We start from the raw sequence: 22,224 nt of genomic DNA on the forward strand, positions 1-22,224 counted from the left end.
GCCCATGACCCGGCTCGACAGCGCCATTCGGCGCCTGACCGCGCAGCGCGATCTTTTGGACTGGGCCGCGCAGGCCATCGGCCCCACGGGCCTCGTGCTGGAGATCGGCCTCGGCAACGGGCGCACCTACGACCACCTGCGCGCCCGCCTGCCGGGGCGCGAGATCCACGTGTTCGAGCGCTCGCCCGCCGCCCATCCCGATTGCTATCCGCCGCAAGGCTATCTCGTGGTCGGCGATCTCTTCGACACCCTGCCGCCCTTCATCGAGCGGCACGGACGGGGCGCGGCGGCCCTGATCCATATCGATATCGGGTCCGGCGACGAGGCGGCGAACCAGAGCCTCGCCCGGCGCCTGTCGCCGCTCCTCGAAGCCCTGCTCCGGCCGGGCGGGATCCTGCTCGGCGACCGAGCCTTCGACCTGCCGTCGTGCCGGGACGTCTCGGCCGAGACGAACGTGCCGGAAGGGCGCTACTTCGTGTACCGGCGCGAGGCGTGACCTCAGCGCCCGGTGAAGACCGGGCTGCGCTTGTCCAGGAAGGCGTTGCGGCCCTCGGCGGCGTCGGCGCTGTCGAAGCATCGGTCCGCGAGGGCGACCGGGTCGACATCCGGGTGGGCCACGCCCATGGCCGCGTCGATGGCGGCCTTCGCGGCCTGGATCGTCAGGGGCGCGTTCTTGGCGATCGTCCGGGCGAGGGCCAGGACCGCGGCTTCCAGCTCGTCGTCGGCCACCACCCGCTGCACCACGCCGAGCCGCGCCGCCTCCCGGGCGTCGATGCGCCGGGCGGTGAAGAACAGGTCCTTGGCCGCCGGCGCGCCCACGGCCGCGGTCACGAGCTTCATGGCGCCGGGCGGATAGCCGATCCCGAGCCGGGCCGCCGGGATGCCGAAGACGGCGCTCTCGGTGGCCACCCGCAGATCGCAGGACAGGGCGAGGCCGAAGCCCCCGCCCAGGCAGAAGCCGCGAATCATGGCGATGACGGGCTTGGCGCAATGGGCGACAGCCCAGAACGCGGCCTCGTTGACGGCCTCGTAGCGCCTGCCGCCCTCGGCGTCGGCGCGCAGGGTCGCGAACTCGCCGATATCGGCGCCCGACGCGAAGGATTCCTGGCCGGCGCCGCGTATGACCACCACGCGCACCGCCGGATCCCGGTCGAGGGCCGCCATGAGATCGGGAAAGGCCCGCCACATCTCCAGGTCGAGCGCGTTGTGCTTGGAAGGATTGTCGATGGCGAGCGTCGCGATGCCATCGGAGAGAGACACGGCAAGCTTGGACGTGGACGGCGAAAAAGAGTAGGTCATGGCGGGCTTGGATCTATGGTAAGGGGCGCGTGCTTCTTATCTATGCCGAAGGCCCTCGCGAAGCCGGCAAGGAGACTATCATGACACAGACGCGCCTGAAGCCGGGAGCCCCGGATGCCGTGGCCGGAAAGGTCGATCCGGTCTGGAACCGCCTGCGCGGGGAGGCCGAGGCCATCGTCCAGGCCGAGCCGGCGATCGCAGGCTTCGTGCTCAGCGCCGTCCTGCACCAGCCGAGCCTGGAGGCCGCCGTCATCCACCGGGTCGCCTCGCGCCTCGGCCACGCGGCCGTTCCGGCCGACATCATCGAGCAGATCTTCCTGGAGGCCGTGGATGACGACCCGGCCATCGGCGTGGCCATGCGGGCGGATATCAGCGCCGTGATCGACCGCGACCCGGTGGTCACCCGGGCCATCGAACCCGTGCTCTACTTCAAGGGCTTCCACGCCATCCAGACCCACCGCCTGGCGCACTGGCTCTGGAAGAGGGGCCGGCAGGACTTCGCGCTCTACCTGCAGAGCCGCTCCTCCGACACGTTCCAGACCGACATCCATCCGGCGGCCCGGATCGGTCGGGGCATCTTCCTCGATCACGCCACCGGTCTCGTGGTGGGCGCCACCGCGGTCATCGAGGACAACGTCTCGATGCTCCAGGACGTGACGCTGGGCGGCACCGGCAAGGAGCGCGGCGACCGCCATCCCAAGATCCGCCACGGCGTCCTGATCGGAGCCGGCGCCAAGATCCTCGGCAACATCGAGGTCGGCCACTGCGCGAGAATCGCCGCCGGGTCGGTGGTTCTCAAGCCCGTCCCCCACAATGCCACGGTGGCCGGCGTCCCGGCCAAGGTCATCGGCACGGCCGGCTGCGAGGAGCCCGCCCGCTCCATGGACCATTGCTTCTCGGAATCCGACGGAATCTGACAGAGGGCCTCACTTCAGGGACCCAACCCCGCTTGCTCGCGTTTGCCCGGCATGGCAAGTGCAGCATCCGTGACATCAAGAAAGGACCTGTAGTGGACAAAACCGAGATGGCTAAAGTCGAGCGTTATCTGCGCCAGACCTTTGCGAACCACTCGATCCGCGTCGTCGGCCGCCCGAAAAAGGCCGACTCGGCGGAAGTTTACATCGGTGAGGAATTCGTCGGCGTCCTCTTCCTCGACGACGAGGACGGGGACCGCTCCTACAACTTCACCATGGCGATCCTCGACACGGATCTCGAGGATTAAGGCCGTTTTCTCGCAGCAGAACCTCACCCCAAGGTTCTGCTGTTTTTCCGTTCGGACCTGCGATGCCGATCTACAGCCTCGACGATACTGCTCCGATCCTTCCTGAACCGGACCGTTTCTGGATCGCGCCGGATGCCCATGTGATCGGCAAGGTGCGCCTGGGGCTCGATGTGGGAATCTGGTTCGGCGCCGTGCTGCGCGGCGACAACGAGCTGATCGACATCGGCGCGGCCACCAACATCCAGGAAGGAGCCTTGCTCCACACGGATATGGATGCGCCGCTCACTGTCGGGCCGGGGTGCACCATCGGGCACAAAGCCATCCTGCACGGCTGCACGATCGGCGAGAACTCCCTGATCGGCATGGGAGCCACGGTTCTCAACCATGCGCGGATCGGCGCGAACTGCCTCGTGGGTGCCAATGCGCTGGTGACCGAAGGCAAGACATTTCCGGACAACTCCCTGATCGTCGGCGCACCCGCCAAGGCGATCCGCGTACTCGACGCCGACGCCGTCGAGCGGCTGCGCTGGTCGGCCTGGAGCTATGTGGACAACTGGAAGCGGTTCGCGAACGGAATGAAGCGGATCGACTGATCTGCCTCGAACAGACTTGCTGCTGGAGAGAGAAACCGGCGCTCGAGGCGCCGGTTTTCGTTTTAACGGTTCGCGGTGGTGGTCGGCGACGACACGATTCCGCCGAGCGACACCCAGCCGATCGTGTCCTGGCTCTCGCGCTTGATGTAGACGTAGCCGGTGCGGTGCCAGGGCAGGACCGACGAGGTCTTGTTGTCGAGGACGAAATCGCCCCGGTTGGTACGGACCATCAGCACGGCATGGCCTTCGCCGAGTTCGTCGATCACGACCGTCATGCGCATGGCGCGGCGGGGCAGGCCCGCCTCGGCAAGAAGGCGGCGCTTCAGAAGCTGAAAATCCTCGCAGTCGCCACGGCCGTCGTCAGGAAAGCCCCAGGTGTCGACGACACCCCAATGGTCGGCATCCGTCACGGCCTTAACGCTCGCATTCACGCGCTGATTCACGGAAACGATCGTCTTCCACACCTGGGGGGTCAGGTCGATCATGTCCGATTCCGAAACGTCCACGGTGCACTCGGACCGAAACTTGTCGCAGAATTGCGACCAGCCCTGAAGCGGCTTGGCCGTGCCGACGCTCGTGATCGGGGCGCTGGAATTGGGCAGTGCGGCCAGCGTTTGAGCCTGGGCGGCCTGGCCGAAAAAGAGGAGCGACAGGCCGAGAAGGGCTGATTTGACGAATGTGCCGAAAATGGCAGGCTTCTCACTTACGCCACAGAAAAGGCCATTCTTGAAATAATCCTGCCGCATGCCCCGCCCGCCGGTTAACGTTCTTTTAACCAAACTGACATGGTTGCATTTTAGGCTCAAGCGGAAAGTAAAAGGTGAGTTAACGCGTCGCGGCCGAACCGGTTCCATTATGGTTAACGAAAAGTTGGAGGAACTGAAACGAAGAAGGAAAGCGTTCCTCTTCGGCAAGCTCGGCCGTTGCTAAGTTGTTGGTTTTTCTCGACGGGGCACCCGAATTAGGGCTACTCAGACAATGAACCGAATGCCGCCGGCGCAACGACCCGAGGCGGCTGCCAGACAAAAAAGTTTTGCATGTTTCCACAACCGCCTCGTCTCCGTGAGCCGATTCTCAACCTGCCGGCAACGATCACCCTGTGCTTGGCCGTGCTGATCGGCATCCATGCCCTTCGGCTCTTCCTGTCCGATGAAACGGATTTCACGCTGATCATCGACTGGTCTGTCATCCCGGCGCGCTGGTCCGTCGCCTTCGGAGGCGTGCAGGTCGACGAGATCATGCGGTCCCTGCGCGAGGGTGTGCCGGAGGACACGGTGACGCCGATGATGGCCCTGGCGCAATACGTGCTGGCCCCGGAGGAGGGGCGGCCCTGGACCGCGCTGACCTACGCGTTCCTCCACGGCTCCTGGGCCCATGTGCTGATCAACGGCGTCTGGCTCGCCGCGTTCGGCACGCCCATCGTCCGGCGCTGCGGCGCCGGGCGGTTCCTTCTCCTGTCGGCCGCCTCCGCCGTGTGCGGGGCGGTGTTCTACGCCTTCATGAATCCCTTCCAGGTCCTCCCGATGATCGGTGCGTCCGGGGCCGTGTCGGGCCTGATGGCGGCAGCCTCCTGGTTCATGTTCGCCCCGGCCTCGTGGCACTGGGAGGGCCGCCTGACTCAGCCGCATGAGCGGCCCCGCGAAACCCTGGGGCATATGGTACGCAACCGGCAGGTTCTGATCTTCCTCGGGATCTGGTTCGCGGCCAATTACGTGTTCGCCTTCGTCCAGCCCGCGGGGCTCATGGATGCGAGCATCGCCTGGGAAGCGCATATCGGCGGCTTCCTGGCCGGCCTCGTCGTTTTTCCGCTCCTGGACCCGCTTCCGGCACGGCCACGCCGCATCTCGGCTTGAAACCGACACGGATTGCTCCAATCATCGTAAGGCTGACGGAGGGTTTCCGCCCCGGAACCACGGGGAACCGACGCCCGAATTCAGCCTTGCGCATGGGAGGGCCGACCGTCCTCGCCGTTCGCACAACGGGAGGGAATAAATGATCGTCAATCGAATCCTTTCGCTCAAGGGCCGCGACGTCGCCACCATCGAACCGGGCCGATCCTTGAGCGAGGCGGCCAGGGTTCTCGCGGAGCGCAGAATAGGTGCCCTTCTCATCGTGGACGGTCAGCGGCCGGTCTCCGGCATCATCTCGGAGCGCGACATCGTGCGCGCCGTCGCCGCGCATGGAGCAAAGGCCCTGGACGAGCCCGTTTCTCGATTCATGACCGAGAAGGTGGTCACCTGCACGGGCGAGACCTCGATCAACGACGTGATGGAGCTCATGACCCAGCAGAAATTCCGGCACGTCCCTGTCGTCGAGGGCGGGCGCCTGTCCGGCATCGTCTCCATCGGAGACGTGGTGAAGCTTCGCCTCGAAGAGGTCGAGGCCGAGACTCAGGCGATCAAGGAATATATTGCTACGGCCTAGAGCAAAGAACCTGAAAGTGGATTCCACTTTCAGGATCCATCCGAAGCTTGTCTCTTAAGCTGGCGCATCGTTCGGAGCGGAAACCGGGATCCACTTTTCACTATATGGCCCAAAGGGACGCTGACGCGGCCCTTTGGGTCCGCACGATGCGCCAGGCTCAGGAGCTGTTGACTGAGGCTAAGGCATCGGACCCAAAAGTGGATCTCAGATCCCTAGACCACCGGCTATATTGATGGTCTCGCCGTTGATGTAGCCCGCAGAGGGTCCGGCGAGGAAGCAGATGGTTTCCGCCACTTCTTCGAGGGTCGCGATGCGACGGATCGGATGCATGTCCAGGATGGCTTCGCGATCCGGAAGCTCACCGGCGACATCCGAGGCCATGTCCGTGGGCATGATGCCCGGCTGGACGACGTTCACCGTGATATTGCGGGGGCCGAGATCGCGCGCGATGCCCTTTGCGTATCCGGCGAGCGCCCACTTCGTTCCGGCATAGTCTGCTACACCCGGAAAGGGTACGGAGGAGCCGAGGAGGGAGCCGATGAAGATGATCCGACCACCGTCGCTCAATTTGGGTGCCGCCGCACGCGTGTTGGCGATCGTGCCCAAGACGTTGACTTGCCACTGGCGATTGTATTTGTCTCCATCGAGCTCGGGATCGTCGACGAGCTGACCCTGGATCGCAATGCCGGCATTGTTCACGAGGATGTCGAGCTTGCCGAATTCGGCGATCACCGAGTCGATCAGTGGTTTGGAGGACGATAGGTCAGCCTGATCGCTCTTGATCGCGATCGCGCGAGCACCCTTCGCCTTCAATTTCGCCACGACAGCTTCCGCCTTGTCGGCCGAGGCGGCGTAGCTGATTGCAACGTCGGCTCCGTGCGCCGCGAACGCTTCGGCCGTCGCGGCACCAAGGCCGCGCGAGCCGCCCGTAATCAGGACGACTTTACCCTTCAGTATGTTCGACATGAAAACCCTCTCGGTTCACGATCAGGACAGACCTGATCTCAGCGAGCGATCTCGCTGCTTTCAGTAACGTACGTTACGATAACGATTGGTATGAAATGTGGACATGGGCTGTCAAGTGGTTTAGTAATGGCCATTATGAAAAGGTTGGGCTGAGCTGATGGGACGCCATCGGGAATTTGACGTGGAGAAAGCTCTCGACGCAGTGCTATGCGTCTTCTGGCGTAAGGGCTACGAGGGGGCTTCCTACGCCGACCTGACCGAGGCTACCGGGGTAGAGAGACCCGCCCTTTATTCTGCATTCGGCAACAAGGAAGCACTGTTCCGCCAAGCTTTGGCTCGCTACTATGAGCGGTACCTGGACTTCATTCCGGAGGCGCTTCAGCTCCCGACAGCGCGGGAAGTGGCTGCGCACATCCTGTACAGTGCAGCCGACCTACACACACGCTATTCGAGGCATACGGGGTGTCTCGGGATCAATGGGGTTCTGGCAGGATCGGATGAAGCGGAACCTGTGCGACAGGCGTTGATCGATGCTCGCGCGGTCGGTGAGGTGCAGCTTCGTGAACGCTTCGAACGAGCGAAGGCCGAAGGTGACCTCCCGGAGACGGCCAAACCTACGGCCCTTGCGGCCTTCGTGATGGCTGTCTCTCATGGCATGGCCGTGCAGGCTAAGGCCGGCTTTAGCCGCGACATGCTCGAGGCTGTTGCGGAGCAAGCGCTTTCTACGTGGCCGACAGGGAGTTCCGAACTTTCCGGACAGTCACCGTGACCTTAGGTGAGACACGCGCTGGCCGTCACCGCGGCCTTCACTTGCGTTTGGCCTCAGCGGCGCCCGCCGCCGGTTTGCGCCTTCGCCAATCAGAACAGGTCAGTCATGGCGGCTCCCCGGCCATCATGGAATCAACCAGGCAGATTGCACGCTGGCCTCAATCACCGGCTCCTGAACGTAGTCAGCTCGTCTGCGATTCCTGCAGCAGTTCGATAATGTCCGGCAGGGCGCGTTCCGTGGCCTGCCGGCCCAGGGCGATGCATTCCTGGGCACGGTGGAACTCGAACAGTCCCATCTTGGCGAGCTTTGGCGCCACCATGATGTCCGGCGGATCGCCCGCGAGCCGCGAGCGGGCGATGCGGTCCTGAGTGATGTTGAAGGCGTCGACCATCACCGTGGCGAGGCCCGGCGCGTTCGGCTTGCGCGGCTTGTCCCCGCGGTGACCCGGGAAGATGCCCCAGCGCCGGGGAGCTTCGTCGATGACGTCCTCGATCTCCTGCTCGTCGCTCGTTCCGGCATCGTAGGACTGGATGACCGTCCCGCGCACGCGCACCTCGCCGTTGAGGTTCACGCAGATGACGATGTCGGCGCCGAGCGCCCGGGCGGCGGTGATCGGGATCGGGTTGACCAAGGCGCCGTCCATGAGCCAGCGCCCGCCGATCATCACCGGGTCGAAGACGCCGGGGAGGGCATAGGATGCCCGCATGGCCTGGACGAGGGGACCGCGCGTGAGCCAGATTTCATGGCCGCTCACGAGCTCGGTCGCGATGGTGCAGAACTTGACCGGAAGGGTCTCGACCCTCCGGTCCGTCAGGTCGTGGTCGAGCAGGCGCTGCAGGCGTCCGCCGGCGATGAGGCCCGCGCCGCTGAAATGAAAATCCAGCAGGCCCATGACCCGCCGCTTGGTGAGGGACAGGGCGAAGGCCTCCAGTTCGTCGAGCTTGCCGGCCGCGTAGCAGCCGCCGACCACGGCGCCGATTGAGGAGCCGGCGATCACGTCCGGAACGATGCCGGCTTCCGCCAGGACCCTCAGCACACCGATATGGGACCAGCCGCGCGCCGCGCCTCCGCCCAGGGCAAGACCGATCCTTGCCTTCGTGCGATGTTCGCGCTCGGCTGGCGGCTTGATCTCGGACACTCCCCCGCCACCCCCTGATCCGGCGCTGCGCCGCGCAATCCCGTCCCACAACATTGATCAACTCCAAGGCATCCTGTCCCATTCCTGGCAGCCTCTCGTGAAAGCCGCATGAACGGTGCCCTCAAGTTTCAAGTAGGACTGGTTCAGGAAAACTGAACAGTGGAGCGCTGCAAAGCTCGCTGCGACAAAATGATGATGATCAAGGCGAAGCCGATCAACAGGCCCAACATGGCGCGAAGGCTGAGGATTTCCCCGCCGAGTCCGATCAGCGGGGGGCCGAGCAGCAGGCCGCCATACCCCAAAGTTGCCACCATGGCGACGCCCACGCTCGGTGGAAAATCCTTCATCTGACCCGCCGTGCTGAACAGGACCGGCACCGCGTTGGCCAAGCCCACCCCGACGAGGGCGAAGCCGATGGAGGCGGGCAGGGGGTGCGGTAGGAGCATCGCCAGGGCAAGGCCGAAGGCCGAGAGCAGGCCTCCGAGCTGCAGGGTCCGGACCCGTCCAAGGTGCCGAACGACGAAATCGCCCATGAAGCGGCAAACCGTCATGGTCAGGGAGAACGCGGCAAAGCCCGTGACGGCGGCCTCCAGGCTCGCGCCGGCCACGGTCTGGAGATAGATTGCCGACCAGTCGACGATGGCGCCCTCGACGATGAAGCAGAACATGGCGAGCACCGCCAGGAGGACCACGCTCCCCCGCGGCCAGGCGAAGCCGTGGCCCTCGCCCGCCCGCTCCTTTTCGCCCAGGGTCCAGACGGCGGCCGGCAGGAAGAGGAGGCTCATCCCGAGGCAGGAGACGACGAGCGTCGGGACGATCCCGACCTCGAGGGCGATGAGCAGACCGGACACTCCGGCTCCCGCCAATCCTCCGAGGCTGAAGAAGGCATGGAAGGACGACATGATGGCCGATCCCCAGGCCTTCTCGACCACGGTGGCATTGGTGTTCATGGCGATGTCCATGGTGCCGTTGCAGGCTCCGGCCACGAGAGCCGCGGCGACGAACAGGCTCAGGTTCGGCGCGAGGCCCGGGAGGAGCAGGGCCGCCGCGAAGGAGAAGGCCGCCACGATGGTCATGGTGCGGCTGCCGACCACCGCCACGGCCCAGCCGATGACCGGCATGAGCGCCACCGCGCCGAGGGAGAAGGCCAGGAGACCGAGGCTGAGCTCACCGTCGGACAGGCCGAGCGATGCCTTGAATCGGGGAAGCTGGGCCGCCCAGGTGCCGATGCCGAAGCCGTTGCCGAAGAAAACGGCGCTGGCCGCCAGCCGTGCGGGAAGAAGGTCATGTCGCGTCATCGGGCCTTCCTAACCCGGACGTCCCGAAACTGCACCCGTTTCCTGGTCGATGGCAGCCCTGCATTTCGCGAGGGCTGCCGATCTTTCAATCCGTCACGAGGCGAGGCTCGCCGCCGGAGGTTTCGACGACTCGGTAGAAGCAGGAGCGGCGTCCGGTGTGGCAGCAGCCGCCATCGCCCGCCACCTGCACCCGCAGCAGCAGGGCGTCCTGGTCGCAATCGATCCGCATCTCCCGAACGGTTTGGATCTGCCCGCTCGTCGCACCCTTGTGCCAGAGCTCGCCGCGCGAGCGGGACCAGTACCACGCCTCTCCGGTCTCGATCGTCCTGGCCAGCGCTTCCGCGTTCATGTGGGCGACCATGAGGATCTCGCCGGTGGCGAAATCCGTCGTCACGCAGGTGATCAGCCCGTCCGCTCCGAAGCGGGGCGACAGGACGGTTCCTTCCTCGAGCTCGGTCTTGGGGCCGGGTGCGGGAAAATGGCTGGTCTGTGACGGGGCCATGGAAGATGTCAGCCCCGGCTATTCCGCACGAGGGTCAGGAAGCGCACCTGCTCGGCCGGGTCTTCCTTGAAGACACCGGTAAACTGGGTCGTCAGCGTCAGGGCGCCGGCCTTCTGGATGCCGCGCATGGACATGCACATGTGCTCCGCCTCGATCATTACCGCCACGCCGCGCGGATCGAGCGCATCGACCATGGCCCTGGCAATCTGCGAGGTCATGGTCTCCTGCGTCTGGAGCCGACGCGCATAGGCATCGACGAGGCGGGCGAGCTTGGACAGGCCGACGACGCCCCTGGTGGGGTAATAGGCCACATGCGCCACGCCGAAGAACGGCACCATGTGGTGCTCGCAATGGGAGTGGAAGGGGATGTCGCGCACCAGCACGATATCGTCATAGCCTTCGACTTCTTTGAAGATTTTGTCGAGGATCTCCGACGGATCCTCTCCGTAGCCGGAATAGAACTCCTTGAAGGCCTTCGCGACGCGCTTGGGCGTGTCCCGCAGACCCTCTCGGTTCGGGTCGTCGCCTGCCCAGCGGATCAGGGTGCGAACCGCCGCTTCGGCTTCTTCCCGGGACGGAGCAGCAGGCTTGTCGGCGGCTGTACTCAGACGCGTAGATAGGGACTTAACCACATCACTCACGTGGAGCCTCATTTCTCAACTTTTAACCGAGGAAGCTTGGCCGCCCGGCAGTTTCTATTTTCTTTCCAGACAGCCCTGCGAACACAGCTGTCGCAGAACTCATTCACAGTGCTTATATAGGCATATGAGCACATTCCCAACCGTCATGTCATAACCATCATGCTGAACGACATCTACAGCCGACGCATTCTCGAGCTCGCAGCCGATATCCCGCATTTGGGTCGGCTGCCCGAGGCCGATGCGTCGGCGACCGCTCGTTCCAAGCTCTGCGGCTCGACCGTGACTGTCTATGTGAAGCTCGAAGACAACGTCGTGACGGCTTTCGCCCATGAGGTGAAGGCCTGCGCTCTCGGTCAGGCCTCGTCGTCCATCATGGGGCGGAATATAGTCGGCGCGACCATAGAGGAGCTTCGCGAGGTTCGCGATGCGGCAAGTCGTCTGCTCAAAGCCGGCGGAGACGCGCCTCAGGGCAAGTGGGAAGACCTCAAGGTCCTGGAACCATTGCGGGATTACAAGGCGCGCCATGCCTCGATCCTACTGACCTTCGATGCGGTCGTGGACGCCCTCGACCAGGTCGAGGCGCGGCGGATCGAGAGCGTTGGATAAATGCCTAGAGCATCGAGCCCGAAGTGCGTTCACCTTCGGGCTCGGCGCACCTGATCTAAGCGGGAACCGCCGCTGCCAGCCCGCGACGCGCGATTCGCGCTTTGTCGTCCTCGGAGCCGTAGCGCCGGTCCAGAGTCCGGGTCGTATCGGCCCAATCGGCCATGGTTCGAACCTTGTCCATCTGCTCGGCGACGAAGGGATCGGCGCGCCAAGCCTGCGCCCGCGGCCAGAGAACCTCCAAGGGCTCATGGAGGACGTTGCCGATCTTCGCCTCGTAGATCGGGAAGGCTCGCAGCCCACCGTCGGGTTCGATCTGGAGAATATCGAGATCCACGAGGCTCGATCCGGGGCGGGGCAGGAAATACCTGACGTCGGTCACCGAGATGTGAGGGCCGTTTTCATGACGGGCGGCAAAGCGTCGGCCGACATCGATCATGTCGACGAGTTCATCGATGGTGAGAAGCCCGCTGGTCTCGAACTCCCGCTCGGCGGCCAAACCGGACGGAATGACCGCTCCGAAGCGAATGAAATCGAGCTTCGGGAACCGCTCGACGGCCTGATCGACGAAACGCTCCAGGTCCGCTTCCTTCGCGCCCGGACGGGTCAGGGTGTAGTCGATCCCCAGCTTGAAGCATGGCCGTCCGGCGGCGCTCCGCTCGTCTTTCACCCGGTTCAGGATGTCGAGCGCCTTCATGCCGCGGTCGAAGGCGCCGGCGCGCCCGCGGACGGCGTCATGCACGGCCGCATCGGCCCCGTCGATGCTGATCGCCACGCCCGAGACCGCGTCCGCAAGAGCATTGGCGGTTTTCTCCTGCATCGACCAGCCTGTCGTGAACAGCGTGACCTCGACCCCTGTATCGTGCAGGCGCTTCATGGCTTCGACGGCCCACCGGACCGACAACGGTTCGCCGCCGCTGAACATCACGCTTTTCGCTTGCGCGGCCAGCATCACGTCGACGACGCGCATGGCCGTGTCCCGGTCGAGGGCGCGTGCGTCCCGGCGGCCCGATTCCGAGTAGCAATGCCCGCACAGCAATGGGCAGGCATAGGTAATATCCCAGATGAATTTACTGATGTTCACGGTCATTGTTCTTGCCCCGATTGCCGCCTTGCAGTTCAGATGGCGGGAATATCAACGAAATGAAGTATCGTTTACGAGTTTGCAGGGCGCCACTATGTGGTAGTTGAGTCTTGACGGAACTGTACGATATAACGCTTACATCTTAGGTTGTATTTGTAGCAAGCTGCCGTAGAGTCGTTGGGTTCTTCGATTGCCTCAACCTTACGTGACATGCCGCTGCAGCGAGGATCGGACGTGAGAGACAGATCTCAGGAGAGGAACGCGACACATCTCCCTCGGCAGGTCGCGCACCTGGCGATCAGGGGATATCAGCTCACGCTCTCCGGACTGATCGGCCGCCAATGCCGGCACCTGCCGTCCTGCTCGGACTATACGGACGAGGCGATCCAGCGGCACGGCTTCTGGCCGGGCGGCTGGATGGGGTTCGCCCGCATCTGCCGCTGCGGCCCCTTCGGCACGCACGGCATCGATTGGGTGCCCGACACGTTGCCCGACGGCGCTGCCTGGTATAAGCCCTGGGCCTATGGTCGCTGGCGGGGCGTCAACGCGCCGGACAACGCCTCTGCGATCACCTGCGATTCGGTCGAACCTGACGGCGGCTGATTTCGCCCTTCAACCAACGAACCGTCGGCCCCCGCTTACCTGCTCCGTTGGCAGGAGTGAGCCAGGAGAAATATGTGATGATCACCCTGACATTCCCCGATGGCGCCCAGCGCCAGTACGAATCCGGCATCACCGGCCGCGAGATCGTGGAAGGCATCGCCAAGTCGCTCGCCAAGCGCACCGTTGCCATGGCCCTAGACGGCACGGTCGCCGATCTCGCCGATCCGATCGCCAAGGATGCCAAGATCGAATTCTTGAACCGCGAGGATCCGCGGGCGCTGGAGCTGATCCGGCACGATGCCGCGCACGTGCTCGCCGAAGCCGTGCAGGAGCTCTTCCCCGGAACGCAGGTCACCATCGGCCCGGTGATCGAGAACGGCTTCTATTACGACTTCGCCCGCAACGAACCGTTCACGCCGGAGGATTTCCCCGCCATCGAGGCGAAGATGCGCGAGATCATCGCGCGGGACAAACCCTTCACCAAGGAGGTCTGGAGCCGCGACAAGGCCAAGCAGGTTTTCAAGGAGAAGGGCGAGACCTACAAGATCGAGCTCATCGACGCGATCCCGGAAGGGCAGGATCTCAAGATCTATTTCCAGGGCGACTGGTTCGACCTTTGCCGCGGTCCCCACATGACCTCGACGGGCAAGATCGGCAACGCCTTCAAGCTCATGAAGGTGGCCGGCGCCTATTGGCGCGGCGACTCGAACAACGCGATGCTCACCCGCATCTACGCGACCGCCTGGGCGAACCAGGAGGACCTCGACACCTATATCCGCCAGCTCGAGGAAGCCGAGAAGCGCGACCATCGCCGCTTGGGCCGCGAGATGGACCTGTTCCACTTCCAGGAGGAGGGGCCGGGCGTCGTATTCTGGCATCCGAAGGGCTGGACGGTGTTCCAGGAGCTGATCTCCTACATGCGCCGCCGCCTCAAGGGCACCTACCAGGAGGTCAACGCGCCGCAGATCCTCGACAAGGCCTTGTGGGAGACGTCCGGTCACTGGGGCTGGTACCGCGAGAACATGTTCGCGACCCAGACCGAGGACGACCGCATCTTCGCGATCAAGCCGATGAACTGCCCGGGCCACGTGCAGATCTTCAAGCACGGCCTGAAGTCCTACCGCGACCTGCCGCTGCGTCTTGCCGAATTCGGCAATGTGCACCGCTACGAGCCGTCCGGCGCGCTGCATGGATTGATGCGCGTGCGCGGCTTCACGCAGGACGACGCGCACATCTTCTGCACGGAAGATCAGCTCGCGGCCGAGTGCCTGAAGATCAACGACCTGATCCTCTCGACCTACGCCGATTTCGGCTTCGACGAGATCGTCGTGAAGCTCTCGACCCGTCCCGAGAAGCGCGTCGGCACGGACGAGATGTGGGATCATGCGGAAGACGTGATGACCCGCGTCCTGAAGCAGATCGAGGACCAGTCCGGCGGACGCATCAAGACGTCGATCAATCCGGGCGAGGGCGCGTTCTACGGGCCGAAGTTCGAGTATGTGCTGCGCGATGCCATCGGCCGCGACTGGCAGTGCGGCACAACCCAGGTGGACTTCAATCTGCCGGAGCGGTTCGGCGCCTTCTACGTCGACCATGACGGCCAGAAGAAAACGCCCGTCATGGTGCACCGTGCGATCTGCGGTTCCATGGAGCGCTTCACCGGCATCCTGATCGAGCACTTCGCCGGTCACTTCCCGCTCTGGCTCGCGCCGGTGCAGGCGGTGGTGGCCACCATCACGTCCGAGGGCGACGAATACGCCATGGAGGTGGTGCGCGCCGCCGAGGCCGCGGGCCTTCGCGTCGAGGCGGACCTGCGCAACGAGAAGATCAACTACAAGGTCCGCGAGCACTCCCTCGTGAAGGTGCCGGTGCTTCTCGTGGTGGGCCGCAAGGAGGCCGCCGAGCGGACGGTTTCGATCCGCCGCCTGGGCAGCCCGAACCAGCAGACCATGACCCTGGACGAGGCCTTGAAGGCCCTCGCCACCGAGGCCGTCACCCCGGACCGCCGACGAGCGGCGAGGGCGGTGTCCGAGCCCGAAGGCCACGTGACCCTCGACGGGCATCACGTGGTCGAGCGGACGATCGCTTAAGGGCTTATGGGTTCAATGACGAAGGCGGCGCTTCTGAAAAGAGGCGCCGCCTTTTTGTTGAAGTCACTCATCTGCATCCTGAGCTTCGGGTTTAGGAGGAAGACCAATCCTTCCCGCGTCATGGCCGGGCTTGTCCCGGCCATCCCGATCATGTGAAGCGCCGCGCCTCACCAATCGGGATCACCGGCACAAGGCCGGTGATGACGTGGTGGGTGTCATCCCCGGCGCACGAAGTGCGGGAAGGGGATCCACGCACACGCACGGCGCTGATGGATTCCCTTCCCCTCTGCTGCGCTCCGGCCGGGAATGACACCCTCCCTGTTCACACCCTCGACGTCATGGCCGGCCTTGTGCCGGCCATCTCGATCGGAAAGGTGTAACGCCTCTCGCATCGGGATCACCGGCCCCAATCCCCGGATCAAGTCCGGGGAAGTGATGGCGTCGAAGTTGGTTGCCCGCCAGATCACGTCGTCTGGCGCTGCCGCCCCGTCGTGCGGCCGCCGGGTGCCGTGCCGGATGTCGTGCCGGCGGTGCCGACGCCCGGATTGCCCGTCGCGGCGCCGGCGTCGCCCGCTTCCGTGCCGGTCGCATGGGTTCCCTGCTGCTGGCCGATGCGCAGGTTGTTCTGCACGTGGCTCACGCCCGAGACGGATTCGGCCAGATCCTCGGCGCGCCGCTTCTCGTTGCGGTCGCGGACCGTGCCGGTGAGAGTCACTTCCCGGTTCTGGACCTGCACCTCGATCTCCGAGGCGTCGATCATGGCATCGTCCGTGAGCCGCTCGTTGATGTCCTCGCGGATGCGGTCGTCCGAGCGCTGGTATCCTTTCGGACCGCGGCCCTGATGCTCGCCCCGGCGCACCTCGCCGCGGCTGGCCGTCGCGTCGTTGCCGAAGCGGGTGTTGCCGGGTCCCATGCCGTAATTGCTGTGATCTCGGGGCTCGTTCACGAGGCTCCAGGTGCGCTCGCGATCCTGCATGCGGCGATCGTTCTCGTTGCTGTCGTCGCCGGGACGGGCGCGCTCGCCCGTGATCGTGGAGGCGCCGTAGCGTTTCGGATGGTAGCCCCGGCCGGCGGAGCCGCGACCGGCAAACTCGTCCCCATAGCTCTGGTAGCCGTCGCCGCCGAAACCGCCGCGCATGCGGGCGTTGCGGGCGCCTTCCTCGCCGGGATAGCCGAAGCTGCCGAAGGCGGCGCGCACGTCATCCTCTTCGCGGAAGCGGAACTGCTCGCGTCCCGCATTGCGCGAGCGGTCGTCCCGGCCGCGCCGATCGTCGTGGTAGTCGTGCGGGCGATGACGCCAATCGTGGTCCTCTCGCCTCAGACGCTGGTCGAGCTCACGGCGCTCGTCGCCGGTCAGGCGCGCCTGACCTCCGCCCCGGGTCTGGTCCGCCCGCGACTGTGTCGGGGTTCCCGTGCGGTCGGGCTCCGACGGGGTGGAGATGCGATGAAGCGCGCGGGAGGCCTCGCCCTCGCTGTCCGTCGCGAGGTCGCCGAGCGCCACGATGCCGACAAGGTGCTTGTCGTGATCGACCACCGGCAGGCGGCGGATCTGATGCTCGCTCATCAGCTCGACGATATGGCTGACGTCGTCGTCGTCGAAGCACCACCAGACATTGTCGGACATGATGTCCCGCACGCGGGTGGTGTCGGGCGCAAGGCCCGCCGCCGTGGCCCGGACGGTAATGTCGCGGTCCGTCACCATGCCGCGCAGGCGGCGTCCGTCGCAGACGGGCAGCACGCCGACATTCATCTCGTCCATGAGGCGCGCCGCTTCCTGGATCGTCCGGTCGGGATTCACCACGCGCACGTTGCGTGTCATGATCTCTGCGATTTTCATGAGCTTCCTCTCCAGCAAGGTCACGCCTTGGGAGTTCAGGCTCATGAGCGGCGCGACCAATGATTGCCCACGGTCAATGCCGCGGCTGCGGAAAGGTTCAGCCGTTTAGGGCGTTGCGATGATCTCGATGTCCCGGTCGAGCCCGCTCTCGATCTTGAACTCGCGGGTGTAGACCTTGCCCTCGTGGCGCGCGATCAGGACGTATTCGCCCTCCGCCAACGTGACGGACGGAAAGGCCCCGATGGCCTCGCGGATCACGTCGCCGCCCGGGGTGAGCACGCTGAAGGCGGTCCCTGCAAAGGCCTCGCCGCCGGCGGATGCAACAAGCTTGAGCGTCACCGTCGCGGCTCGGTGATTGAGGGTCGCCTCGGTGACGCGCCCCGACTCCACCTTCAAGTCGCTTCGCATGATGGCGTTCGCGTCGCCATAGGTGGACACCACGTGATAGGTGCCCTCGGGCAGGCGGATCATGTCGTTCGCCTTGGCGTCGGCGATCACGAGCCGGCCTTCCGAGTTCTGCGCCTCCGGCACATAAACCGAGAAGGCGAGGCGGTTGGCGGCGATGGGGCTTCCGCCCACGGCGCCCTTGAGCTGGAGCGCGCCCGCATTGATGGCGAGCCGCTCGTTCAGGTTGCCGCGCTGGACGCTGATGCGCTTCGAGGCGCTCGCGAAGCCGTAGGCCACGTGGATGATGTAGTTGCCGGGCGAGAGGGTGAAGCTCGGCATCGGGCTCGTGGAACGCGCGACGATGGTGGGCTGGGATGCGTCGCCGCGATCCTCGTAGATTCGCCACACGAGGCCGGAGCGGATCGGCTCGTTGCTTCCGGCAAAGGTCGCTCCGGCATTCAGGGTGACTTGCCCGACCGAGATTGGGGGCAGGCTCTGCGACATGGATGGTACGGCAGGCGACTGAGCCGAGGCGGGGCCGACGGCGACGAGGCCGATGAGCCCGAGGATCCAAAAGCGCTGTTTCACGAACAAGGTCATCAATGAGACGTCGGCTCTTCTTGGAGCGGAGAGGCAATGGCCGTCTGAATCGGCTTGTCCTCGCTTTTGACGAGATCGGAGGCGGCGGCAACCAGATTTTCGAGCGACATCGGCCGGAAATGGAACTCGACCCGGTGGCGCCCAGGGCCGATCTCGACGCCGCGGAACAGGAGATTGGCACGCAAGATCGGCCGGCGCTCGCCGTCGACCCAGGCCTCCCAGCCGGGATAATGGATGTCGTGCAGCACCAGAATGCCGTTCTTGCTGCTCTCGATATCGAGCGTGACCGAGTTTCGGTGATAGCTGACGATGCGCGCCTCTCCCTTGCCCTCGCTGCGGAGGGCGCCCGCCGGCGTGTACGCTGCCTGGAGCTGCACCATGCTGTCGTCGTCGATGAGAGCTTCCGTCTCGCGATTGAACTCGGGCAGTTCCTCCAGGCCCAGCACGGCCTCGGAATCCACGGGCGTCACATGATGCGCCACATAGGCGCGCGGGACGGAAGTATTGAGCCGGTAGATCCACATCCGCCCGGTCCCGTAGACGACCTCGGCGCCCGTAAGGCGCGGGAAGTGGCGCGGCAGCTTCTCCACCGGGCGGTCGAGTACGATATAATCGAGCCCGAGCAGGCTCGCGAGTTCGCACTTGTAGCCGCGAAAGCTCGTCGGGAAACGACGCAGATTCGGGTCCTCCGCATTCTCGCCGGGACCGATGGCCCGCTCGTAATCGGCCAGCCTCAGGGGATTGTAGCCGATGATGTCCTCGATCCCGAGGACCATGGACGCGTTCTGCCAGGCACCCTTCAGGCCCAGGATCTCGACCCGGGGATATTCTCCCCTCGCGTGGCGGTCCGCCAGCTCCCGCTTGAGGATCTGCAGGCCCTGCAATTGCTCGGGCGGCAGCTTCGTGAAGACCGTGTAGCGCTCGGCCGGCTCCGCATTCAGGGCCGAGGCCGCATGGCGGCCGATGAGCTCGGCGCCCGTCAGGGTCACCAGCACGAGGGCCATGGCCTCGCGCCAGCGCGAAGCCCCGCTCATCCGGGTGATCACCGCGATGGCCAGGGCTGCCACCGCGAGGCTCACGGCGATTTCGGTCACGGCCGGGGAGACATGTCCCCCTTTGATGGCGAAGGCCAGGGCGCTGGCGATGGCTGCGACCAGCAGGCCCAGGGCCAGGAGCGGCAGGGCGGCCCAGAACCGCCCGAGAGCGGCCCTGTTCCACCGCGGAAGGCCGTCCGTCGCATAGCGGTGGACGAGGTAGCCTGCGGCGAAGGCCAGGGCGATGTTGATGAGGAAGGTCGCGTCAGCCGGCCTGCGGTAGAGATTCACGCCCGGCATGTGGTCGAAGATGATCTCGAACCCGGGGGTATAGCGGCCGAGGGCATAAAGCACGGCGGCGATGCCGAGGATCAGGAAGAACCGGAACTCCCGGGCGAACAGGCGCCCGCCCGCCACGCCGTGCCAGAGGAGCAGGAGGGCCGGAAGCGTGCCGACGAACAGGTAGTTGGTCGCCCGGTCCGTCCAGGTTCCCTCGGACAGGCTGTGCCAATCGGGTCCCCAGTAATCATAGGTCCAGCGCAGGGACCCGAAGACGTTGCCGAACAGGATCGTCGCCAGGCTCTCCGGGGGCAGGGACCCCATGGCGGCCACGCCGAAGCCGAAGGAGGGACGGGTCGAGGTGGCGAGGAACTGCATTGTCAATACGATCGGCACGGCGAGAAGCGCGCCGCCGATCAGGCCCATGAAGACGAGGAGGCCGAGGCGCGACCGGAGATAGCCGAGGGGGCGCGGCGCGGTCCAGACCCGCTGCGCGGCCAGCGCGATGAGGGTGAGGGCGCACAGGAAGGCGACCTGATCCCGGCCGATCACCATCATGGCGGCGCTGAGGGCGAACAGGAGGCCGTAGAGGTAGGAGCGGCGGTCGAGGGCCTCCTCCAGGAGCCAGAAGGCGAGCGGGAAGAAGCCGTAGCTGAAGATCATGCCGGTGTGCTGGAGCCGCGCCGTCGCGGAGCCGCCGAGCATGAAGATCAGGGCGGCCACCACGGCGCCCGCCGGATGCCAGCCTCTGCGGCGGAACAGGGGCACGAAGGCGAGCGCTCCGGGAAGGAAATGGGCGAACACGACCGCGTCGAAGAGCTCCATGGACGGCTCGGGGACGAGCCATCCGAACAGCAGCATGGTGGGTGTGAAGAGCAGGGACTGGGGATCGGCCGCCGAGGGGTGCCCGCCGAAATGGTAGGGGTTCCACATGGGGAGTTCCCCATGGGCGAGGGCACTGCCCAGGTAGCGCAGGGTCGGATAGAACTGGTTCTTCGAGTCCCAGGGAACGACGGTTCCGGTGAGAGGCCAGATGGCGGCGGCCAGGGCCCAGGCGGCCACGATGAGGGCGAACGCCGTCAGCGCCTGGCGCTGCGGCCAGGCTGTCGGGGAGGCGGGACTGTCCAGTCCGGAAATTGCTGTCTGCATTGAACTCAAGCGGCGTTGCGCCAGCTCACCTCGTCCCCTGAAGCACCCGTCGTCCGGCCTTTAAGCCTGCCGCCGGGGCCGTCACGGGTTGAAACCTGCTTGGCCTGTGACCGCACTCCCCCTATACATCCGCTGCTGTTTCTTTTGTGCAGCGGCGTGTCTTTCGGATGCCCGCGCTTCCTCAAGCGCAGCAAGACGGCGAGACGATGGCAAGCCGGAACTTGCTCGGCTCGCTGCCTTTGAGAGCATCCACCTACATTGTTCCACATTATTCAAGCCGGATGAAGATCCCATGAATGAGTGCCTCTCCCGCCTACTTCAGCGCCGTTCGGTCCCCCCGCGCTGGCTGGGCGAGCCGGGTCCGAGCGGGCCGGAGGTCGAAACCCTCCTCAAGATCGCATCCCGGGTGCCGGACCACGGCAAGCTCGTTCCCTGGCGCTTCATCCTGATCCAGGACGAGGCCAGGGGCCGCCTCGGCGAGGTGCTGGCGGCTGCCTTCCAGGCGGACAATCCGGAGGCCGGCACGGAGCTGGTGGTGGCCGAACGGGAGCGCTTCACGCAGGCGCCGCTCGTCGTCGCGGTGGTGTCCCGGGTGGTGCCGCACGTGAAGATCCCGGACTGGGAGCAGGTTCTCTCGGCGGGCGCAGTCTGCATGAACCTTCTCACCGGGGCGACGGCTCTCGGCTACGGCGCGTCCTGGCTCTCCGGCTGGGCCGCCTTCGACCGGCGGGTGCTGGATGCCCTTGGGCTTGCGCCCAACGAGAGGATTGCCGGCTTCGTCCATATCGGTACGGCCAAGGAAACGCCTCCCGACCGGGACCGGCCCAACCTCGCCGACATCGTGACGCGGTTCTGACATCGTCGTTCGTCGCATGTCCTGCGGCGAACCGGTACCCACTTCGCCGGGAAATGCTCCAGCATGTTCTACGAAACCTCGACCAACGCCCACGGCCTTCCGCACGATCCGTTCAAGGCCATCGTCACGCCCCGGCCCATCGGCTGGATCACCGCCATGAGCGCGAACGGGGAGGTGAACCTCTCGCCCTATTCGTTCTTCAATGCCGTTTCCGAGCGCCCGCCCATGGTGGCGTTTTCCTCGGCAGGCAGGAAGGATGCGCTCACCTTCATCGAGGAGACGGGGGAGTTCGTCTGCAATCTCGCGACCTATGACCTGCGCGAGCAGATGAACCTGACCTCCGCGGTCCTGCCGCGCGGCGAGAACGAGATGGAGCATGCGGGCCTGAAGGCCGCGCCGTCCCGCCTCGTGAAGCCTCCGCGGGTGGCCGATGCGCTCGCTGCGCTCGAATGCAAGTGGCTGCAGACGGTGCCGCTCAATCCTCTCGGCGGAGGCGATCCGTCCTATTACCTCGTGATCGGCCAGGTGGTCGGCATCCATATCGACGACCGCTTCATCGTGAACGGCCTCGTGGACACCGCCGCCATGCGTCCCATCGCCCGCTCGGGCTACCGGGACTACTTCGTGGCGACGCCCGAGACCAAGTTCTCGATCACGCGGCCGGGCGGCTGAGGCAGGTCGCGTCTGCCCACGAAATATATCTCTCGGTAAGCATAGAAAAGCGGGGGGGGGGGGGGGGGGGCCGGCGGGGGGGCCGGGCGGGGGGGGTGCCCGCCGGGGGGGCCCCCCCATCGCGGGGGGGGGCCGGGGGGCGCGATAACAAGGCGCGGTCCATATACGACTGCGCCGC

General features: G+C 65.3%; 23 protein-coding genes. 12 read left to right on the forward strand and 11 right to left on the reverse strand.

The window, feature by feature from the left end:
* Positions 1 to 4: 4 nt before the first annotated feature.
* Complete coding sequence (locus VB672_RS21400) at positions 5 to 496, forward strand: class I SAM-dependent methyltransferase (protein ID WP_329786243.1); 492 nt, start codon at positions 5 to 7, stop codon at positions 494 to 496.
* Between the two features lie 2 nt (positions 497 to 498).
* Here VB672_RS21400 and VB672_RS21405 read toward each other — a convergent pair whose 3' ends face one another.
* Positions 499 to 1,299 carry an enoyl-CoA hydratase gene (locus tag VB672_RS21405; RefSeq protein WP_329786244.1) on the reverse strand — a complete coding sequence of 267 codons (801 nt, stop codon included), beginning with the start codon at positions 1,297 to 1,299 and terminating at the stop codon, positions 499 to 501.
* A gap of 80 nt (positions 1,300 to 1,379) precedes the next feature.
* On the opposite strand from VB672_RS21405, the gene cysE reads away from it, so the two are divergent.
* The 3 genes from cysE to VB672_RS21420 all read left to right on the forward strand — a co-directional run bounded on the left by cysE (position 1,380) and on the right by VB672_RS21420 (position 3,114).
* Positions 1,380 to 2,216 (forward strand): serine O-acetyltransferase, encoded by an 837-nt coding sequence (cysE, locus tag VB672_RS21410; protein WP_329786245.1) that lies wholly within the window; start codon positions 1,380 to 1,382, stop codon positions 2,214 to 2,216.
* Positions 2,217 to 2,308: 92 nt separating this feature from the next.
* Positions 2,309 to 2,521 carry a DUF3126 family protein gene (locus VB672_RS21415; protein ID WP_040637969.1) on the forward strand — a complete coding sequence of 71 codons (213 nt, stop codon included), beginning with the start codon at positions 2,309 to 2,311 and terminating at the stop codon, positions 2,519 to 2,521.
* Between the two features lie 62 nt (positions 2,522 to 2,583).
* Positions 2,584 to 3,114: a gamma carbonic anhydrase family protein gene (locus VB672_RS21420; RefSeq protein WP_329786246.1), complete on the forward strand. Its 531-nt coding sequence runs from the start codon at positions 2,584 to 2,586 to the stop codon at positions 3,112 to 3,114.
* A gap of 62 nt (positions 3,115 to 3,176) precedes the next feature.
* Here the strand turns inward: VB672_RS21420 and VB672_RS21425 are convergent, their stop codons facing one another.
* Positions 3,177 to 3,860, reverse strand: coding sequence for a transglutaminase-like cysteine peptidase (locus tag VB672_RS21425; RefSeq protein WP_329786247.1), 684 nt, complete (start codon positions 3,858 to 3,860; stop codon positions 3,177 to 3,179).
* Positions 3,861 to 4,151: 291 nt separating this feature from the next.
* Here VB672_RS21425 and VB672_RS21430 point away from each other — a divergent pair, with 291 nt between their 5' ends.
* Complete coding sequence (locus VB672_RS21430; RefSeq protein WP_329786248.1) at positions 4,152 to 4,967, forward strand: rhomboid family intramembrane serine protease; 816 nt, start codon at positions 4,152 to 4,154, stop codon at positions 4,965 to 4,967.
* Between the two features lie 139 nt (positions 4,968 to 5,106).
* Positions 5,107 to 5,538, forward strand: coding sequence for a CBS domain-containing protein (locus VB672_RS21435; protein ID WP_329786249.1), 432 nt, complete (start codon positions 5,107 to 5,109; stop codon positions 5,536 to 5,538).
* A 204-nt stretch (positions 5,539 to 5,742) separates the two neighbouring features.
* On the opposite strand, the gene VB672_RS21440 is transcribed toward VB672_RS21435, so the two are convergent.
* On the reverse strand, positions 5,743 to 6,504 hold the full coding sequence (locus VB672_RS21440) for an SDR family NAD(P)-dependent oxidoreductase (protein ID WP_329786250.1): 762 nt from the start codon (positions 6,502 to 6,504) through the stop codon (positions 5,743 to 5,745).
* A 157-nt stretch (positions 6,505 to 6,661) separates the two neighbouring features.
* Between VB672_RS21440 and VB672_RS21445 the strand changes: the two genes are divergently transcribed.
* Positions 6,662 to 7,273 (forward strand): TetR/AcrR family transcriptional regulator, encoded by a 612-nt coding sequence (locus VB672_RS21445; protein ID WP_329786251.1) that lies wholly within the window; start codon positions 6,662 to 6,664, stop codon positions 7,271 to 7,273.
* A 181-nt stretch (positions 7,274 to 7,454) separates the two neighbouring features.
* Here VB672_RS21445 and VB672_RS21450 read toward each other — a convergent pair whose 3' ends face one another.
* The 4 genes from VB672_RS21450 to folE all read right to left on the reverse strand — a co-directional run bounded on the left by VB672_RS21450 (position 7,455) and on the right by folE (position 10,852).
* Positions 7,455 to 8,465, reverse strand: a complete 1,011-nt coding sequence (locus VB672_RS21450; RefSeq protein ID WP_329786252.1) for a patatin-like phospholipase family protein — start codon at positions 8,463 to 8,465, stop codon at positions 7,455 to 7,457.
* A gap of 89 nt (positions 8,466 to 8,554) precedes the next feature.
* Entirely contained in the window at positions 8,555 to 9,709 is a 1,155-nt protein-coding gene (locus VB672_RS21455; protein ID WP_329786253.1) for an MFS transporter, read from the reverse strand.
* Between the two features lie 85 nt (positions 9,710 to 9,794).
* Positions 9,795 to 10,211, reverse strand: coding sequence for a phosphoribosyl-AMP cyclohydrolase (gene hisI, locus VB672_RS21460; protein ID WP_329786254.1), 417 nt, complete (start codon positions 10,209 to 10,211; stop codon positions 9,795 to 9,797).
* Between the two features lie 8 nt (positions 10,212 to 10,219).
* Positions 10,220 to 10,852: a GTP cyclohydrolase I FolE gene (gene folE / locus VB672_RS21465; protein WP_329786255.1), complete on the reverse strand. Its 633-nt coding sequence runs from the start codon at positions 10,850 to 10,852 to the stop codon at positions 10,220 to 10,222.
* A 159-nt stretch (positions 10,853 to 11,011) separates the two neighbouring features.
* Between folE and VB672_RS21470 the strand changes: the two genes are divergently transcribed.
* A complete protein-coding gene (locus tag VB672_RS21470) occupies positions 11,012 to 11,458 on the forward strand; it encodes an iron-sulfur cluster assembly scaffold protein (protein ID WP_329786256.1) in 447 nt (148 codons plus the stop codon).
* A gap of 55 nt (positions 11,459 to 11,513) precedes the next feature.
* Here VB672_RS21470 and VB672_RS21475 read toward each other — a convergent pair whose 3' ends face one another.
* Positions 11,514 to 12,539, reverse strand: coding sequence for a radical SAM protein (locus tag VB672_RS21475; protein ID WP_329786257.1), 1,026 nt, complete (start codon positions 12,537 to 12,539; stop codon positions 11,514 to 11,516).
* A gap of 234 nt (positions 12,540 to 12,773) precedes the next feature.
* Between VB672_RS21475 and yidD the strand changes: the two genes are divergently transcribed.
* Positions 12,774 to 13,142, forward strand: coding sequence for a membrane protein insertion efficiency factor YidD (gene yidD, locus VB672_RS21480; protein ID WP_329786258.1), 369 nt, complete (start codon positions 12,774 to 12,776; stop codon positions 13,140 to 13,142).
* A gap of 77 nt (positions 13,143 to 13,219) precedes the next feature.
* The gene (thrS, locus tag VB672_RS21485; protein WP_329786259.1) at positions 13,220 to 15,232 is read left to right on the forward strand and encodes a threonine--tRNA ligase; all 2,013 of its coding nucleotides are present in this window, start codon (positions 13,220 to 13,222) and stop codon (positions 15,230 to 15,232) included.
* Between the two features lie 463 nt (positions 15,233 to 15,695).
* On the opposite strand, the gene VB672_RS21490 is transcribed toward thrS, so the two are convergent.
* The 3 genes from VB672_RS21490 to VB672_RS21500 all read right to left on the reverse strand — a co-directional run bounded on the left by VB672_RS21490 (position 15,696) and on the right by VB672_RS21500 (position 20,518).
* Entirely contained in the window at positions 15,696 to 17,069 is a 1,374-nt protein-coding gene (locus VB672_RS21490; RefSeq protein ID WP_329786260.1) for a CBS domain-containing protein, read from the reverse strand.
* 105 nt (positions 17,070 to 17,174) lie between these two features.
* Positions 17,175 to 18,056: a hypothetical protein gene (locus VB672_RS21495; RefSeq protein ID WP_329786261.1), complete on the reverse strand. Its 882-nt coding sequence runs from the start codon at positions 18,054 to 18,056 to the stop codon at positions 17,175 to 17,177.
* A complete protein-coding gene (locus VB672_RS21500; RefSeq protein ID WP_329786262.1) occupies positions 18,056 to 20,518 on the reverse strand; it encodes a YfhO family protein in 2,463 nt (820 codons plus the stop codon). The genes VB672_RS21495 and VB672_RS21500 overlap by 1 nt, the downstream gene beginning before the upstream one ends.
* Before the next feature lie 292 nt (positions 20,519 to 20,810).
* On the opposite strand from VB672_RS21500, the gene VB672_RS21505 reads away from it, so the two are divergent.
* Complete coding sequence (locus VB672_RS21505; RefSeq protein ID WP_329786263.1) at positions 20,811 to 21,374, forward strand: nitroreductase family protein; 564 nt, start codon at positions 20,811 to 20,813, stop codon at positions 21,372 to 21,374.
* Between the two features lie 63 nt (positions 21,375 to 21,437).
* A complete protein-coding gene (locus VB672_RS21510) occupies positions 21,438 to 22,046 on the forward strand; it encodes a flavin reductase family protein (RefSeq protein ID WP_329786264.1) in 609 nt (202 codons plus the stop codon).
* Positions 22,047 to 22,224: the final 178 nt, after the last annotated feature.

Source organism: Microvirga sp. CF3016 (assembly GCF_036314085.1).
Lineage (GTDB): Bacteria > Pseudomonadota > Alphaproteobacteria > Rhizobiales > Beijerinckiaceae > Microvirga.